This is a genomic window from Sinorhizobium saheli (assembly GCF_001651875.1).
In the GTDB taxonomy this organism is placed as follows: Bacteria; Pseudomonadota; Alphaproteobacteria; order Rhizobiales; family Rhizobiaceae; genus Sinorhizobium; species Sinorhizobium saheli.
The window spans coordinates 54,293-70,118 of the sequence record NZ_LNQB01000061.1; the positions used below are offsets into that span (position 1 = coordinate 54,293).

At 63.1% G+C, this 15,826-nt stretch carries 15 protein-coding genes; 6 read left to right on the forward strand and 9 right to left on the reverse strand.

What is annotated here, in order from left to right:
* Window positions 1–233 precede the first annotated feature (233 nt).
* Window positions 234–749: a single-stranded DNA-binding protein gene (locus tag ATB98_RS06205; RefSeq protein WP_066870634.1), complete on the forward strand. Its 516-nt coding sequence runs from the start codon at window positions 234–236 to the stop codon at window positions 747–749.
* A 375-nt stretch (window positions 750–1,124) separates the two neighbouring features.
* On the opposite strand, the gene ATB98_RS06210 is transcribed toward ATB98_RS06205, so the two are convergent.
* Entirely contained in the window at window positions 1,125–1,754 is a 630-nt protein-coding gene (locus ATB98_RS06210) for a MarC family protein (RefSeq protein WP_066870637.1), read from the reverse strand.
* A gap of 230 nt (window positions 1,755–1,984) precedes the next feature.
* Window positions 1,985–2,152 carry a hypothetical protein gene (locus ATB98_RS28795; RefSeq protein ID WP_153435776.1) on the reverse strand — a complete coding sequence of 56 codons (168 nt, stop codon included), beginning with the start codon at window positions 2,150–2,152 and terminating at the stop codon, window positions 1,985–1,987.
* Here ATB98_RS28795 and gyrA point away from each other — a divergent pair.
* Complete coding sequence (gene gyrA, locus ATB98_RS06215) at window positions 2,152–4,953, forward strand: DNA gyrase subunit A (protein ID WP_066870640.1); 2,802 nt, start codon at window positions 2,152–2,154, stop codon at window positions 4,951–4,953. The two genes, ATB98_RS28795 and gyrA, sit on opposite strands and share 1 nt — an antisense overlap.
* Window positions 4,954–5,143: 190 nt before the next feature.
* Here the strand turns inward: gyrA and ATB98_RS06220 are convergent, their stop codons facing one another.
* The 5 genes from ATB98_RS06220 to trxB form a co-directional block, all read right to left on the reverse strand.
* Window positions 5,144–6,127: a transglycosylase SLT domain-containing protein gene (locus ATB98_RS06220; protein ID WP_066870643.1), complete on the reverse strand. Its 984-nt coding sequence runs from the start codon at window positions 6,125–6,127 to the stop codon at window positions 5,144–5,146.
* A 75-nt stretch (window positions 6,128–6,202) separates the two neighbouring features.
* Window positions 6,203–6,709 carry a GNAT family N-acetyltransferase gene (locus tag ATB98_RS06225; protein WP_407695284.1) on the reverse strand — a complete coding sequence of 169 codons (507 nt, stop codon included), beginning with the start codon at window positions 6,707–6,709 and terminating at the stop codon, window positions 6,203–6,205.
* A 22-nt stretch (window positions 6,710–6,731) separates the two neighbouring features.
* Window positions 6,732–7,526 carry an aminoglycoside phosphotransferase family protein gene (locus tag ATB98_RS06230; RefSeq protein WP_066870649.1) on the reverse strand — a complete coding sequence of 265 codons (795 nt, stop codon included), beginning with the start codon at window positions 7,524–7,526 and terminating at the stop codon, window positions 6,732–6,734.
* A gap of 616 nt (window positions 7,527–8,142) precedes the next feature.
* Window positions 8,143–9,039 (reverse strand): LysR family transcriptional regulator VtlR, encoded by an 897-nt coding sequence (locus ATB98_RS06235; RefSeq protein ID WP_066870652.1) that lies wholly within the window; start codon window positions 9,037–9,039, stop codon window positions 8,143–8,145.
* 118 nt (window positions 9,040–9,157) lie between these two features.
* Window positions 9,158–10,132, reverse strand: coding sequence for a thioredoxin-disulfide reductase (gene trxB, locus ATB98_RS06240; protein WP_066870733.1), 975 nt, complete (start codon window positions 10,130–10,132; stop codon window positions 9,158–9,160).
* A gap of 416 nt (window positions 10,133–10,548) precedes the next feature.
* Between trxB and ATB98_RS06245 the strand changes: the two genes are divergently transcribed.
* The 4 genes from ATB98_RS06245 (at window position 10,549) to ATB98_RS06260 (ending at window position 14,023) form a co-directional block, all read left to right on the forward strand.
* The gene (locus ATB98_RS06245) at window positions 10,549–11,019 is read left to right on the forward strand and encodes an Lrp/AsnC family transcriptional regulator (protein ID WP_066870655.1); all 471 of its coding nucleotides are present in this window, start codon (window positions 10,549–10,551) and stop codon (window positions 11,017–11,019) included.
* Between the two features lie 120 nt (window positions 11,020–11,139).
* A complete protein-coding gene (locus ATB98_RS06250; protein ID WP_066870658.1) occupies window positions 11,140–11,952 on the forward strand; it encodes a glycosyltransferase family 2 protein in 813 nt (270 codons plus the stop codon).
* A 20-nt stretch (window positions 11,953–11,972) separates the two neighbouring features.
* Complete coding sequence (locus tag ATB98_RS06255; protein WP_066870734.1) at window positions 11,973–13,004, forward strand: glycosyltransferase; 1,032 nt, start codon at window positions 11,973–11,975, stop codon at window positions 13,002–13,004.
* Complete coding sequence (locus tag ATB98_RS06260) at window positions 13,001–14,023, forward strand: glycosyltransferase (protein ID WP_066870661.1); 1,023 nt, start codon at window positions 13,001–13,003, stop codon at window positions 14,021–14,023. The genes ATB98_RS06255 and ATB98_RS06260 overlap by 4 nt, the downstream gene beginning before the upstream one ends.
* A 17-nt stretch (window positions 14,024–14,040) precedes the next feature.
* Here the strand turns inward: ATB98_RS06260 and ATB98_RS06265 are convergent, their stop codons facing one another.
* On the reverse strand, window positions 14,041–15,096 hold the full coding sequence (locus ATB98_RS06265) for a glycosyltransferase family 4 protein (RefSeq protein WP_066870664.1): 1,056 nt from the start codon (window positions 15,094–15,096) through the stop codon (window positions 14,041–14,043).
* A gap of 100 nt (window positions 15,097–15,196) precedes the next feature.
* Window positions 15,197–15,673, reverse strand: a complete 477-nt coding sequence (gene greA, locus ATB98_RS06270; protein ID WP_066870667.1) for a transcription elongation factor GreA — start codon at window positions 15,671–15,673, stop codon at window positions 15,197–15,199.
* Window positions 15,674–15,826 lie beyond the last annotated feature (153 nt).

The following is a 15,826-nucleotide window of genomic DNA, read 5'->3' on the forward strand; positions in this document are numbered from 1 at the left end:
CGCCCATGTCGAGGCGCAATCGCCAAAGAGGCGGATCAATTGCGATTCGGTTGACAGGATAATAGGGCAATACTAGAACAAAGAAAGAACAAACATGAGCGGCGGTTCGCCAAATGAGCTGTGGATTATGTGTAACGCAGGGCGTAACGTCGATGGCGGGTCGTTAAGATGCGCGCTCTTGAGAGATTGGAAAGTCGGACCGGCGGTCCGGCGGCAAACATGGGAAAAGCGATATGGCTGGTAGCGTCAACAAGGTAATCTTGATCGGAAATGTCGGGGCGGACCCGGAAATCCGGCGCACGCAGGACGGCCGGCCGATCGCAAATCTGAGGATAGCCACTTCGGAGACATGGCGCGACCGCAACAGCGGCGAGCGCCGCGAGAAGACCGAATGGCACAATGTCGTCGTCTTCAACGAAGGCCTCTGCAAGGTCGTCGAGCAATATGTGAAGAAGGGCGCCAAGCTTTATGTCGAAGGACAGTTGCAGACCCGCAAATGGCAGGATCAGAACGGCAATGACCGCTACACGACCGAGGTCGTCCTGCAGGGCTTCAACTCGACGCTGACCATGCTCGACGGCCGCGGCGAAGGCGGTGGGGCAGGGCGTGGCAGCAGCGACTTCGGCGGTGGCGGTGGCTACGACGATTACGATCAGCCGCGGCAATCTTCCGGCGGACGCTCCGGTGGCCAGTCGAACCAGGGCGGCGGCAACTTCTCGCGCGATCTCGACGACGACATCCCGTTCTGATTTCCGGTGGGAAGCGACGGTTGATGGACGGGGGAACCGCCTCACCCCCTCTGCCTTGCCGGGCGTCTCCCGCACGAAGGGGGCGCGCTCGGCGCGAGATCCCGCCCGACACAAATGCCGGCATTGCGAAGCCTAAGCGTAATAAACGACTCAAGACTTAGAGCGAGATGCACTCACATGCGCTCGCGCCACCGCTCTATCTTTTTGTTTTTGCCGCATTTGTGCGACTTCAGGTGATTCCACCTGACTGCAAAATGCTCTATCGGCGCGAGCGATACGCCGCTGCTGCCGATCTCCCCCCCCCTTGTGGGACCTCATGGGGGAGATGCCCGGCAGGGCAGAGGGGGTGGCAGCCGGCACGAACAAACAGCAGAACTAAACCTGAAAGGCCGAGCGCACGCCGTCCACGACGAATTGCACGGCAAGCGCCGCGAGGATGACGCCCAGGAGACGGGTGAGGATCGCTCGCCCGGTGGCGCCGAGGAAACGATCGATCCGCTCGGCGATCATCAACGCCAGGAACAGCAGGGCCATCGAGACCGCGATGACGGCGAGAAGCTGCGCCCGGTCGATGACCGCGGGAAAGGAACTGCCGAGGAGGATGGTGGCGGAAATCGCCCCTGGGCCGGCGATCAGCGGCAGGGCGAGCGGGAAGACGGCGATGTTGTGGAGATGGTCCCTGGTGATCGCGGTTTCGCCGGTCTTCTCCTTCCGCTCCTGGCGCTTCTCGAAGATCATCTCGAAGGAAATCCAGAACAGAAGCAGGCCGCCGGCGATGCGGAAGGCGCCGATCGAGATGCCGAGCAGGCCGAGAATGCCGTCGCCGAAGAGCGCGAAGGCGGCGAGGATGAAGAAGGCGATCAGCGAGCCGCGGGTCGCGACCTGAAGACGGTCCTGTCGGCTCATGCCCACGGTCAGGCTCAGAAAGATCGGCGCCAGACCGGGCGGATCAAGCGTGACGAGCAGCGTCGTCAGCGCGTTGACCAAGAGATCGAGGTTGAACATCCCTAGTCCCCTTGCGGATTTTGTCCGGTATTCCCGGTTGTGTCGCGTCATTGTTAGGCAAGTGATGCGGGCTTGGAAAGGGGCGGGTAGCCAAGCGCCGCGCGATGGCTTAAACCGGGTCAGCCCGAGGCCTGATCGAGCCTTGCGAAGACGTCGCGATACCGCGGGCAGCCGCCCACTGCATGTCTCCTTAAATCGACCTCGATTTGCGGACAAAGACATGCCGTAGTTCAAAGTGCTGCAGCGACCTTCGCGCGTTTGATGGGACGCGCGGCGCTGTAGTAAAGGCCCGCTCCGGCGGCAAAAGACTGTTCAAAACCACCGGCCGAAATTGGCGCACCAAGCGGCATTCGGCTATAAAAAACCGACTGATTCTTAACAAAGATCGTGATCGACATTGACTGAGCAAAGCACTCCAGGCGGCGGAAAAACTCCGCCAGGCATCGAGCCGATTTCCATCATCGAGGAAATGCAGCGGTCCTATCTCGATTACGCCATGAGCGTGATCGTCTCCCGCGCGCTTCCCGATGTGCGCGACGGCCTGAAACCGGTTCACCGGCGCATCCTCTACGGGATGAGCGAGCTCGGCATCGACTGGAACAAGAAATACGTCAAGTGCGCCCGCGTCACCGGTGACGTGATGGGTAAATACCATCCGCACGGCAACATGGCGATTTACGATGCGCTGGCGCGCATGGCTCAGGACTGGTCGCTGCGGCTTCCGCTCATTGACGGCCAGGGCAATTTCGGCTCCGTCGACGGCGACCCGCCGGCGGCCGAACGCTACACCGAGTGCCGGCTGCAGAAGGCGGCGCATTCGCTGCTCGACGACCTCGACAAGGAAACCGTCGACTTCCGCGACAACTACGACGGCACCCTGCAGGAGCCGGTCGTCGTACCTGCGAAGTTTCCCAACCTCCTGGTCAACGGCGCCGGCGGCATCGCCGTCGGCATGGCGACCAATATCCCGCCGCACAATCTCGGCGAGGTCATCGACGGCTGCATCGCGCTAATCGACAATCCGGCGATCGAACTGCCGGAGCTGATGCAAGTCATTCCGGGGCCGGATTTCCCGACCGGCGCGCTGATCCTCGGCCGCTCCGGCATCCGCCAGGCCTACGAGACCGGCCGCGGCTCGATCATCATGCGCGGGCGCGCCCATATCGAGCCGATGCGCGGCGACCGCGAGCAGATCATCATCACCGAAATTCCCTACCAGGTGAACAAGGCGACGATGATCGAGAAGATGGCCGAGCTCGTGCGCGAGAAGCGCATCGAGGGCATCTCGGACCTGCGCGACGAATCCGACCGCCAGGGCTATCGCGTCGTCATCGAGCTGAAGCGCGACGCCAATGCCGAGGTCATCCTCAACCAGCTCTACCGCTACACGCCGCTGCAGACCTCCTTCGGCTGCAACATGGTGGCGCTGAACGGCGGCAAGCCGGAGCAGATGACGCTGCTCGACATGCTGCGCGCCTTCGTCTCGTTCCGCGAGGAAGTCGTTAGCCGGAGAACGAAATACCTCCTGCGCAAGGCGCGCGAGCGGGCGCATGTCTTGGTCGGCCTTGCCATCGCCGTCGCCAATATCGACGAGGTGATCAAGCTGATCCGCCAGGCGCCGGACCCGCAGACGGCGCGCGAGCAGCTCATGGAGCGCCGCTGGCCGGCCCACGACGTCGATGCGCTGATCCGTCTGATCGACGATCCGCGTCACCGGATCAACGACGACGGCACCTACAACCTCTCGGAGGAACAGGCCCGCGCCATCCTCGACCTGCGCCTGCAGCGCCTGACGGCACTCGGCCGCGACGAAATCGGCGACGAGCTCAACAAGATCGGCGAGGAGATCAAGGATTATCTCGACATCCTCTCGTCGCGGCTCAGGATCATGCAGATCGTCAAGGACGAGCTCGGGGCGGTCCGCGACGAGTTCGGCACGCCGCGCCGCACCGAGATCGCCGAGGGCGGCCCGGATATGGACGACGAGGACCTGATCGCCCAGGAGGACATGGTCGTCACCGTATCGCACCTCGGCTATATCAAGCGCGTGCCGCTCACGACCTATCGGGCGCAGCGCCGCGGCGGCAAGGGCCGCTCCGGCATGGCGACGCGCGACGAGGATTTCGTTAACCGGCTCTTCGTTGCCAACACCCATACGCCGGTCCTGTTCTTCTCTTCGCGCGGCATCGTCTACAAGGAGAAGGTCTGGCGGCTGCCGATCGGCACGCCCCAGTCGCGCGGCAAGGCGCTGATCAACATGCTGCCGCTGGAGTCCGGCGAACGCATCACCACGATCATGCCGCTGCCCGAGGACGAGACGACCTGGGAAAACCTCGACGTCATGTTCTCGACGACGCGCGGCACCGTTCGCCGCAACAAGCTCTCGGACTTCGTCCAGGTCAACCGCAACGGCAAAATCGCGATGAAGCTCGAGGAGGAGGGCGACGAAATCCTCTCGGTAGACACCTGCACCGAGTTCGACGACGTGGTGCTGACGACGGCGCTCGGCCAGTGCATCCGCTTCCCCGTCTCGGACGTGCGCGTCTTTGCCGGCCGCAACTCGATCGGCGTGCGCGGCATTTCGCTCGGCGACGGCGACCGGATCATCTCGATGGCGATCGTCGCTCACGTCGAAGCCGAGCCGTGGGAACGCGCCGCCTATCTCCGGCGGTCCGCGGCCGAACGCCGGGCGGCGACCGGCGAGGACGAAGAGATCGTGCTTGTCGGCGAGGAAGTCACCAATGGCGGCGAGCTCTCGAACGAGCGCTATGAGGAACTGAAGGCGCGCGAGCAATTCATCCTCACGGTCTCCGAGAAGGGCTTCGGCAAGCGCTCGTCCTCCTATGATTTCCGCACCTCCGGCCGCGGCGGCAAGGGCATTCGCGCCACCGACACCTCGAAGACGGCGGAGATCGGCGAACTCGTCGCGGCATTTCCGGTCGAGCACAACGACCAGATCATGCTCGTTTCCGATGGCGGCCAGCTCATCCGCGTGCCGGTGGACGGCATCCGGCTGGCAAGCCGCGCGACCAAGGGCGTCACCATTTTCTCGACCGCCAAGGACGAGAAGGTCGTCTCGGTCGAGCGGATCAGCGAGCCGGAGAGCGAGGACGAGGTCGATGCGGCCCTGGCCGCGGAAGGCGTCGTCACCGATGCGGAGACCCCGTCGGACGATTCATCCGCGGCGTCGGAGGATTGATCGGACGTTATCCGGCATTTTTGCAGTCAGGTGGTATCACCTGACGTCGCGCAAATGCGGCAAAAAACGAGCGGATAGGGCCGGCGGCGCGAATGCATGTCTGCGCATGCCGCTCCAAGCATCTCAGGCCCGCCTTCACCGGCGGGCTTTTTCCTGTCGATCGTTACGGCGACCCCGAGCGACGCGCCGGTCAATTCCGGAAGACGACGCAGGCGCCGCCGCTCTTACGGATGGCGGCGCAGAGCTTATCCGCCTCGGCACGCGTCTGCCGGCCGATGCGGGCTGCATAACGGCGCCTTGCTCCAAAGCTGCCATTGCGTTCGCGCACGAGAACGGCCTTTTCGCTGTTGATCGGCGCCGGCAAGCGCTTGATGGCGTTCAGGTAAAGGCGTTGTGCCCGCGACTTCTGATAGTGGGCAGCGATCTGCACGCCCCAGGGGGCCCAGGCCGCCTCGTCGGCGACGACGATCTCGCGCAGGCGCCGCGTATTGGCCAGCGCCACGCAACCATCGAGAAAGCTCTTGTCCTTGTCGAGCGCGATGTCGAGCGCCTTCGGCGGGTTGTCCTTCCAGTCCTCGACCGTATGAGCCGTGATCGCCAGCACGTAATCGCGGGTCTCGTAGGGCAGCCAATCGTTCTCCAGAAAGCGCTCGAGCCCGGCCTCGCCGGCATTGTAGGCGGCGGCGGCGAAACCGAGATTTCCGTAGCGGCTCTTGAGCTCGCTCAGATATTCGGCCGATTTGCCGAGCGATGCCACGGCGTCGAAACTGTTGGAAAGGCCGCGCAGTTTTGCCGTCCCCGGCATGAACTGGGCGATCCCTTCGGCGCCCTTCGGGCTGATGGCGTCCGGCTGGAACAGGCTCTCGCGCCAGATCAACCGGGCGAAGAAGGGGGCGGGAAGGTCATGCGCCACGGCATAATGCTCGATGATCGTGCAGACGTCCCGGGCAAAATGCTCCTTGCTGATGCAGAGCCGGACGGCCGGGTCGGCCGCGGAAACGCCGGAGTACAGGCATTTCGGAGAGACAGGCGCGTCGGTGCGCGCATGGGCGACACCGGCGAGATCAGCGATGCACAAGGCGCAGGCCAGCAGGGCGGCCGCTGCGGCGCGCGCCAGACGTCCCATTCGGTTACCCCAGATGCGGCATCTGCCCGCTCTGCCTTGCTCGACCATAGGGCTCCTCAGCGACGAAGGCGAGCACCATAGATAGCACCTTCGCGAGCGATGAAAAACCGCCGGCCGGCGACTTCATTCGGGCGACCCCGTGCGCAGGATCAGTTGCATGAACGTCAGGTCGAGCCAGCGGCCGAATTTCGTGCCGACTTCCTTCATGACGCCGGTCTCACGAAAACCCAATCGCTCATGCAGGCGGATCGAGCCCAGGTTGCCCGACTCGATACCAGCGACCATGACATGCTTGCCCAAAGCTTCTGCGCGCTCGATCAGCGCCAGCATCAGCGCCCGCCCGACCCCGGCGCCGCGCTGGTCGGCCCGCACGTAGACCGAGTGCTCCACCGTGTGCCTATAGCCATCGAAGGCGCGCCACTCTCCAAAGGAAGCATAGCCGACGACCTCTGCCGTGTCTGACACGGCGACGAGGACCGGAAAGCCGGCGGCATTGCGCGCCTTCAGCCAGGCGGCGCGATTGGCGACGTCGACAAGAGTCTCGTTCCAGATCGCCGTCGTGTTCGCCACCGCGTCATTGTAGATATCGCGAATGGCTTCGAGATCCGCTTCGACTGCATCCCTGATCATATGCTCCTCCATACGGCCCGGCTTAGCCTGACAACTCGCTCGCGGCAATCGCCGCCAGAGTCAAGTTGCTCTGCGCGCTTTCACCGGACTGCAGAAACCAGGCGGCGGAAAGCCCGGCATAGGCGAGCACCCAGCGAAGCATCCGGCGTGGTTCGAGCTGCGCTTCCCGCGCGACGATCGCCAGCTGTCTCTGCAGCCGGCCGGGTGCGGTGACCACGGCCAGTTCCGGGTTGCAGAGGAGATTGGCGTAGTCGAAGCCGCGTTCTCCGTAGAGCCCCTTCGGATCGATGGCGAGCCAGCCGCGGTCGCCGAAGTCGAGAATATTCCCGTGATGAATGTCGCCATGGAGCACGGCAGGCGGATGCGGTTCGGCAAGAAGGAACCGCGCCGCGTTCCGGCATGCCTCGAAAACCCCGCCCTGGGCATTGGCGGCCGGCTCCAGCGCCTCGAACCATCGCTCGAGCGGAACGAGCGCCGGCAGCGGCTTCGTCCGTGCCGCATGAAGGGTGGCGACGGTGCGACAGACTATTCGCGTCGCCCGGTCGTCGCTGCCGGTCATTGCCATGTGAAAAAGCGAGCAACGGCTTTCCGCCCGTTCGAGCAGGATGGCATCGCCGGCATGGGCATAGACGCGTGCGGCGCCGCAGCCGTCCCACCAGCGCATCAGGACGCCGCCGGCTCTTTCCTCGGCCTCCTCAGCCACTTTGAGCATCGCCGGCTGCCCGCGCCAGCGGACCGGCAAAAGGCGGCTCGATCGTGTAGCGATCGGCTCTCCCTCGGGCTCAAGCGACCATCGTGCAATCTGAGACGTGAACATCGGGGTCAGTCGGGCGATCTGTCCTGTCGATGGGTAAAAAAAGAGGGCCGCAAGAGAACTTGGGCCCTTCAGTTATGAAGGTTTTCAAACCTCCAGAGGGGAACAGCTGGTGCAGCGGCTGGGGAGGAGAAAGCCGCTAGGTGCATCAGCCGAATTCAATATGGGAAGCGCCATTCCGGCTTTCAATGGGTCTGCCACAGAATTTCGCAACTGCGGGCTGCAGGCGGCGGCGCCAGGGCAAAAAAAGAGGGCCGCAAGAAGACTTGGGCCCTTGTAGTTGTGAAGGTAATTAGAACCTCCAGAGGGGAACAGCTGCTGCGGTGGCACTGGGAGGAGAAGCCACCAAAGATGCATCAGCTGGGTTCTGTATGCTGCTTTTTTGGGCTCGCAGCAATCATTTAATATGCATGTCAGCCATGCCATGTGCGCATCCCTGCCCATTTTTGCATCGCACACGAACGCAGCCCCGCGAAAAGGCCCGATCGACCCGCAGCGCCGCGAGCCTTGTCAGACGCGCAAGGCCGGTGGAACTTCAAAGGCCGCATGTCTTTGAAAAACAAAAGCCCAGGCCGATGAATGGCGTGTGCCACAAAATCGGGCAGACCGAAATCGCGCGTCAGAAATTCCAGTTCCGGGCCTTGGCGACAATATAGTCGCGGAAGACCTTCAGCTTGGCGGCGTTCTTCATTTCGTCCGGATAGCAGAAATAAGTGTCGAAGGAGGGGATTTCCGCGCTGATCGGCAGCTGGATCAGCCCGGGGTCGCGGCCGACGATATAGTCGGGCAGCATGGCGATGCCGATGCCGAGGAGGCAGGCGCGCTTGATCGAGGTCTGGCTGTTGATCTGCAGATGGGAGATCCGCGGATTGTCCGGATCCCGCCCGGCGATTTCCAACCAATTGACGTCGAGCAGGTAGTTCGGCGCCGGTTCTCCGAAGGTGATGATGCGGTGATTGTCGAGGTCATCGAGCGATTGCGGTTCGCCATACCTGTTGATGTAGGACGGCGCCGCATAGACATGCATGTGGACGGTGAAGAGCTTGCGCTGGATGAGATCCGACTGCTGCGGCTGGCGCAGCCTTATGGCGCAGTCGGCATGACGCATGTTCACGTCAAGCTCCTCATTGTCGAGGATGAGCTGCACCTGGATGTCCGGATAGAGCGACATGAACTCCTGTATCTTGTCGGTCAGCCAGCCCTGGCCAAGCCCCACCGTGGTCGTGATGCGCAGCTTGCCGCTCGGCTTGTCCGTCGTCTCGCTGAGCTGCGCCTTGACGCTTTCGAGCTTCATCAGCACTTCATGGGCGGTGCGGTAAAGCATTTCGCCCTGCTCGGTGAGGATCAGGCCGCGCGCGTGGCGGTGAAACAGCTTGATGCCCACGTCCTGCTCGAGCGCGCTGACCTGCCGGCTGATCGCCGATTGCGAGAGGTGGAGCTTGTCTGCCGCGTGCGTGAACGAGCCGGCCTCGGCCGCCGCATGAAATATGCGCAGTTTGTCCCAGTCCAGCGACATAAAAGCCCCCATAAAGAATCACTCGGAGAATTCGGCTGTCCGTCCTCCCGAGGTGACCGATGCATCTGTTCCCATGCGGGACGTCACGCCTTCAAGCGCGCGCCCCGTTTCGCAGCTTCTATTCGGCTGCAATTGCGACGGGCATGTGACCCGCCAGATATTTCTCCGCCTCGAGCGCCGCCATGCAGCCCATGCCGGCCGCGGTGACCGCCTGGCGGTAGATGTCGTCGGTGACATCGCCGGCGGCAAAGACGCCTGCGACATCGGTGGCGGTCGAATCCGGCGCGGTCCAGAGATAGCCGTTCGGCTTCTGGCGCAGCTTGCCCTTGAACAGTTCGACGGCCGGCGCATGGCCGATGGCGACGAAGACGCCGTCGATCGCCATCTCCGAGGTCTCACCCGTCTTGGTGTTGCGAAGCTTCACGCCGGTGACGGAGGCCGGCATCGGCGGCTTGGCGGCCGTGCCGAGATATTCGACGACCTCGTGGTCCCAGATGACCTTGACGTTCGGCTTCGCGAACAAACGTTCCTGCAGGATCTTCTCGGCCCGGAAAGCATCGCGGCGGTGCACGACCGTAACCGTCTTCGCCAGGTTGGAGAGATAAAGCGCTTCCTCGACCGCCGAGTTGCCGCCACCGACGACGATGACGTCCTTGTTGCGATAGAAGAAGCCGTCGCAGGTGGCGCAGGCGGAAACGCCGAAGCCCATGAAAGTCGGCTCGGTTTCGATGCCGAGCCACTTCGCCTTGGCGCCGGTCGCGATGATCAGTGCATCCGTCGTCCATTCCGTGCCGCTGTCCGTCCGGATGCGAAAGGGGCGGATGGAGAGGTCGACATCGGTTACGAGATCGTTGACGATCTCCGCGCCGACATGGGTCGCCTGTTTCAGCATCTGCTCCATCATCCACGGTCCCTGGACCGGATCGGCATAGCCCGGATAATTCTCCACATCCGTGGTGATCATCAACTGCCCGCCCTGTTCCATGCCCGCGATGAGAACCGGCGAAAGCATCGCCCGCGCCGTGTAAATCGCGGCGGTGTAGCCGGCGGGGCCGGAACCGATGATCAGCACTTTGGTGTGGCGGGCGGTCATGCTCTTGTCCTTCATTCGCCGGAGAGCCGGAGGCGGCATCACCCGGTGCGGTTCAATAATGGCAAAATATTGCCTTACTTTAGGTATTCACAGCGCGCACTTTCAAGGGCACGCCGCCTGATACACACAAGTGGTTGCGTCACCAACCTCAATTTGACACCAGATCGGGCATTTTTGCATCGTTTTCACGCAAGATCGCCAATGAGGACGGACCGTCGGACAACGGTGGCGGCGGCCGGATCCAGGCAGCCGGCTGCTCAAGGTTTTTGTGCATGCAACCGCAAGTGCTCTCGTTTCGACATTCGGTTACGTGCTACCCACATAGGAACAAGGGACGCAGTCCGCTGCAGCGGCAGAGTATTGGCGGGCAATAAGGCCTCATCCGCCAGGCCGACGAAAAATGGGGATGTTGGGCAATGGTGGTACGCGTCGAGCTCGATGCCATCGATATGAAGATCCTGCGTGAACTGCAGGCCAACGGCCGGATGACGAATGTGGAACTGGCCGAGCGGGTGGGAATTTCCGCCCCGCCTTGCCTGCGCCGTGTTCGCAAACTCGAAGAAGCGGGCGTCATCCGCGGCTATCGGGCGCTTCTGAACGCGTCCGCCCTCGGTTATGACCTGGTCGCCTTCTGCATGGTCGGCCTCAAACACCAGTCGGACGCCAATCTCAAGGCCTTCGCCGCCCGCACGGCGTCGTGGCCGCTTGTGCGCGAGGCCTGGATGGTCTCGGGAGAGTCCGACTTTCTGCTTCAATGCGTGGCCGAGAACCTTGCGAGCTTTCAGGATTTCGTTATTGAGGAACTGACCGCAACCGAAAACGTCGATACGGTCCGGACCATGTTGACGATCCGTCAAGTCAAGGACGCATGTCAGGTGGAAATCTAAGATGCGTGGCCCTCTCGCTGCCGCGCATCCAACCCGAGGCTTCGCCAGGCGGAAAGAATTGAGACATTTCGAGGACGAAAGCGCGCATGCCCCGCGCAGGCGGCGAATTGGGGCGGCCGCATGAACCCGAGGCTGCCGCTTTCCGCTTTCATCATCTGCTTGAACGAAGAGGCCTATCTCGGCAATTGCATCGAGAGCCTGGCGCAATGCGCGGAGATCGTGATCGTCGATTCCGGCTCGACGGACGGGACGGTCGCCCTGGTGCAATCCTATATCGATGCGGGTTGGCCGATCCGCTTCATGCATGAGGCATGGCGCGGCTATGCCGGGCAAAAGCAATTCGCCCTCGAGCAGTGCACCCAGCCCTGGTGCTTCAACATCGATGCGGACGAGAGGCTCGACGCGGCGCTCCGCAGGCTGCTGCCGGATCTCCTCGCCGCCCCGGACGACATCGTTGGATGGCGCGTGGCGCGCCGCCCCTATCTGATCGGCTACGGATACACGCCCGAGAATGTTCACGAGCGACGAAACCTGCGGCTGATCCGCCGGGAGAGGGGACATTACGATCTCACCCAGAAGGTCCATGAGGGCATCGTGCCCGACGGCAGGGTCGGCAATGCGGCAACAGGCAGTCTCCTGCATTTTCGTCCTCTGCAGATGGACGAGCAGATCCTGAAGGAAAACAAGTATTCGACCCTGAAGGCCGACCAGCAGGTCGAGGCCGGCAAACCGCCGCGCTTCTACAAGCTCGTCTTCGGGCCGCCGCTCTATTTTCTCAGGCTCTACTTTCGCAACGGCCTCTGGCGATGCGGCCTGTCCGGCTTCATCGAGGCCATGACGGGCGCGGTCTACGCCTTCCTGACGGCTGCCAAGATCTATCAGCGGCATGCGCTCAAGGCACGCCCGAACGTGGACGATGCGCTTTCGCGCTGATGGGTGCAGGGGGATTCGGCGTGAAGGTCATGCACATTCATTTCGGCCAGGAGGGCGGAGCCGAGCGCTTCTTCGTCAACCTCGTCAATGCGCTGCACAAGCGAGGCGTCGAGCAGCGCGTGCTGATCCGCCCGGGCCGGAGCTGGCGCAAGGACATAGAGGCAAGCGCGACGATCTACGAGGGCGTTTTCCGGCGCATTTCGCTGTCGCGCTTCCTTTTGAAGTGGAGGATGAACCGCATCCTTCGTGAGTTCGAACCGGACGTGATCATGGCCTGGCAACTGCGCGCCAGCCGCTTCATGCCGGCGCACGCCAACGCGTTTCGCATTTCCCGCCTCGGCGACTACCCTCAACATCTCGGCTACTACACGAACGTCGAAACGCTCGTCTGCATCACCCCCGACATGGCCGCGAAGGTCCGGGCGCTCGGCTGGAAACGCGACGTCGAGGTCATCGCCAACTTCACGCGGGCCGCCCCCGTGCCGCCGGTCGACCGTGCCGAGATGCAAACGCCCGCGGACGCCTTCGTCGTCGTCGGTATGGGCCGCTTCGTCAAGCGGAAGGGTTTCGACGGGCTCATCCGCGCCGTCAGGAAGGTGGAAGGAGCCTATCTCTGGCTTGTCGGCGATGGTCCGGAGCGGGCGCAACTGGAACAATTGACAGATGAACTCGGCATTCGTGACCGCGTCCGCTTTGCCGGCTGGCGGACAGACGCCTACGGCTTCCTCGCGGCGGGCGATGTCTTTGCGATAAACTCGTCGCATGAACCGCTCGGCAATGTCTGCTTCGAGGGCTGGGGTGCGGGAAAGCCGACGATTGCCGCCCGCGCCGAGGGGCCGTCCTGGGTGATGACGCATGAAACCGACGCGCTGATGGTGGACTGCGGCGAAGACGAGGGCCTTGCAAGCGCCATCCGCCGGCTGCGCGACGATCCCATGCTGCGCGAGCGACTCAGCGCCGGCGGCCGCGAAACGCTCACCACGCGGTTTTCCGAACAGGCGATCACCGACGCCTATCTCGACCTATTCGCCAGGGGCACCGCGAAGCGATGAAGGTCATTCACTTCCATTTCGGCAAGGATGGCGGCGCCGAGCGCTTTTTCGTCCATCTCGTCAATGCGCTTTCGGAACGCGGCGTCGAGCAGGCGGCAATCATCCGGCCCGGACGCGGCTGGCGGCGTGACATCGACGCCGTCGCGAAAATCAGGGAAAGCCACTTTCGCAACCTCTCGCTCGATCGCATCCTGCTGCCGTTGAGGGTGAAGCACATGGCCCGGCGGGAGAAGCCCGACGTGTTGATGGCCTGGGCGCCACGGGCGAGCGAACTGATGCCGAACTACAAAGGCGCGCTCAAGATCTCCCGTCTCGGCGACTACCCCACGCGGCTCAGCTATTTCAGGAACACGGATTGCATCGTGTGCAATACCCCCGGCATTGCCGAGCGCGTCCGCGATCTCGGTTGGACGCGGGAAACGAAGGTGATCTCGAATTTCACCAGCACCGAGCGCGTCCGGGCTGCGGAGCGGACAATGCTCGACACGCCCAGCGATGCGCCGGTCGTGATGTCGATGGGGCGCTTCGTCGAGCGCAAGGGATTCCATACCTTGATCGAGGCGCTCGCCAGACTTCCGGGCGCCTATCTCTGGCTGCTCGGCGACGGCGAGGAGCGCGACAAGCTGCAAAAGCTCGCAGATGATCTCGGCGTTTCCAACCGCGTCCGCTTCGCCGGCTGGCAGAAAGACACGCGACCCTTCCTCGCGGCCGCGGACGTCTTTGTGATGGCGTCGAGCCATGAACCGCTCGGCAACGTGATCCTGGAAGCCTGGGCGCAGGGAACGCCGGTCGTCTCGAGCCGATCCGAAGGACCGCAGTGGTTCATGCGCGACGGAGAAAACGGTCTGATGGTCGACATCGGCGACGCCAATGGTTTTGCAGGCGCCATCGAGCGGCTCATCAACTCGCCGGAACTGGCGCAGCAGCTTGCCGCGCGCGGGCACGAGACGCTCGTCAGCCAGTTCTCCAAGGACGCGATTGCCGACGCCTATCTGAAGTTGTTTGCCTCCAGGCGATAGCCGCCTGCAGGGGAGGGTCAACGCATCAGGCTCTCGTAGACCGCGCCGATCGCCCGCGCTTCCGCTTCTATCGCGAATCCGTTCCAGGTCCGCGCCAGGCCGTTGGCACCTGCGGCCGCAAGTCGCGACGGGTCGTCCATGAAGGCTGCGGTGGCGTCGATCATCGCCTTGAGATCGTCGGCCGCGATGACGAGCCCCGTCTCCGCCTCGCCCTCGGCCACCAATTCCGAAAAGGCGCCCACGTCCGTCGCCACCACGGGAACGCCGGTCGCCATGGCTTCGAGCGGCGTCAGGCCGAAGCCTTCCCAACGCTGCGGCGCGACAAAGAGGTCGAGCGCCCTGTACCAATCGGGAATGTTGGTGTGCTCGCCGACGAAGAGAATGCGATCCGCAAGCCCGGACTTGGCGACGCGTTCCTTGAGTTCGGCTTCGAAGCCGCGATGCGGCCCGGTGGCCCGGCCGGCGACGACCGCGCACCAGTCCGGCCGATCGGGCAGGAGGCTGATCATGCTGTCGACGAAAAGGTCGGTTCCCTTCTGACGGCGCACGCGGCCGAAACATCCGACGACCTTCATCGAAGGATCGAGCCCGAGAACGGTCTTCGCCTCGGCCTTGTCGGTGGGAGGCTGAAAGCGCTTGGTGTCGATCCCGTGCAGGATCACCGTGTTCGGCACTTCGAGGTAGGCAGCTGTCTTGCCGCTCGTGGCGATCACCGCGTCCATCCGGCGGATGAGAAACTTGCTCCACCCGCTGTGACGGCGCTGCGAAGCGGACGTGAAGACGATCCGGATCTTCATGCGCAACAGGTCGCGCAGCAGGATCGCGGGAAGCATCTCGACGTTGCGGCGCGCATGCCAGACGCGGCAGGGCCGGCCTTTCGGCTTCGTCCATAGCTGGATCAGGTCGCGAAACCGGACCGACGGCAAGCTCCTCGGAAGCCCCGGCCCGAGAACCGCAATCTTCTGCCCGAGGGCGTGCTGAACCGGAACGAGCTGGATGATCGTCGAGGTGACGCCCGAAAGGCGGCGCTTGAAATTGGGCGCGATCACCTCGACGTCGCGGATATCGACCACGTGTGCGCTCTCCTCGCGCAAGCGACAATCATGTCAGAAAGGGGGCATGTGAGGGAAGGGCCATGTCGGCGGAACGGGGGCAGGGCGCCCCCGAAGGCGCTCAACCCCAGTGAACGGCCAGGATTTCGTAGGCCTTGGAGCCACCAGGTGCGTTGACTTCGATGGAATCGCCTACTTCCTTGCCGATCAGCGCGCGGGCGATGGGGGAGGAGATGGAGATGCGTCCGGCTTTGACGTCGGCTTCCTGATCGCCAACGATCTGGTAGGTCTTTTCCTCTTCGGTGTCCTCGTCGACGAGCTTCACCCTCGCTCCGAACTTGATCTTCGATCCGGACATCTTCGACAGATCGATCACTTCGGCGCGCGCAATCAGATCCTCGAGCTCGCCGATGCGGCCTTCGTTATGGCTCTGCGCTTCCTTGGCGGCATGGTATTCGGCATTCTCCGACAAATCGCCATGGGCGCGGGCCTCCGCGATAGCTTCGATGATTCGCGGGCGTTCTTCCTGCTGGCGCCAGCGCAGCTCCTCCTGCAGATTGGCAAATCCACCCTGGGTCATCGGAACTTTGTCGACCATTTCACTATCCTTCATCAAGCACTCGGCGCCACCTTTCAGCAGCGCCGACGCAAAAGAAAACGGTCCCCGGAGCGAAAGCGCCGGAACCGTCCGAAACATCCGAACCGTCCTTATAGCAGAAACGGCAGCGCGAAAGCCAGATTTTTCGCCGTC

What these genes read in the sequence shown, in the direction of transcription:
- ATB98_RS28795 (WP_153435776.1), bottom strand. Translation starts at nt 2,152, where the DNA reads ATGTCGATCACGATCTTTGTTAAGAATCAGTCGGTTTTTTATAGCCGA.
- ATB98_RS06225 (WP_407695284.1), bottom strand. Translation starts at nt 6,709, where the DNA reads ATGATCAGGGATGCAGTCGAAGCGGATCTCGAAGCCATTCGCGATATC.
- ATB98_RS06210 (WP_066870637.1), bottom strand. Translation starts at nt 1,754, where the DNA reads ATGTTCAACCTCGATCTCTTGGTCAACGCGCTGACGACGCTGCTCGTC.
- ATB98_RS06235 (WP_066870652.1), bottom strand. Translation starts at nt 9,039, where the DNA reads ATGTCGCTGGACTGGGACAAACTGCGCATATTTCATGCGGCGGCCGAG.
- ATB98_RS06260 (WP_066870661.1), top strand. Translation starts at nt 13,001, where the DNA reads ATGAAGGTCATTCACTTCCATTTCGGCAAGGATGGCGGCGCCGAGCGC.
- ATB98_RS06250 (WP_066870658.1), top strand. Translation starts at nt 11,140, where the DNA reads ATGAACCCGAGGCTGCCGCTTTCCGCTTTCATCATCTGCTTGAACGAA.
- ATB98_RS06230 (WP_066870649.1), bottom strand. Translation starts at nt 7,526, where the DNA reads ATGTTCACGTCTCAGATTGCACGATGGTCGCTTGAGCCCGAGGGAGAG.
- ATB98_RS06220 (WP_066870643.1), bottom strand. Translation starts at nt 6,127, where the DNA reads ATGGTCGAGCAAGGCAGAGCGGGCAGATGCCGCATCTGGGGTAACCGA.
- ATB98_RS06245 (WP_066870655.1), top strand. Translation starts at nt 10,549, where the DNA reads ATGGTGGTACGCGTCGAGCTCGATGCCATCGATATGAAGATCCTGCGT.
- ATB98_RS06205 (WP_066870634.1), top strand. Translation starts at nt 234, where the DNA reads ATGGCTGGTAGCGTCAACAAGGTAATCTTGATCGGAAATGTCGGGGCG.
- greA (WP_066870667.1), bottom strand. Translation starts at nt 15,673, where the DNA reads ATGGTCGACAAAGTTCCGATGACCCAGGGTGGATTTGCCAATCTGCAG.
- trxB (WP_066870733.1), bottom strand. Translation starts at nt 10,132, where the DNA reads ATGACCGCCCGCCACACCAAAGTGCTGATCATCGGTTCCGGCCCCGCC.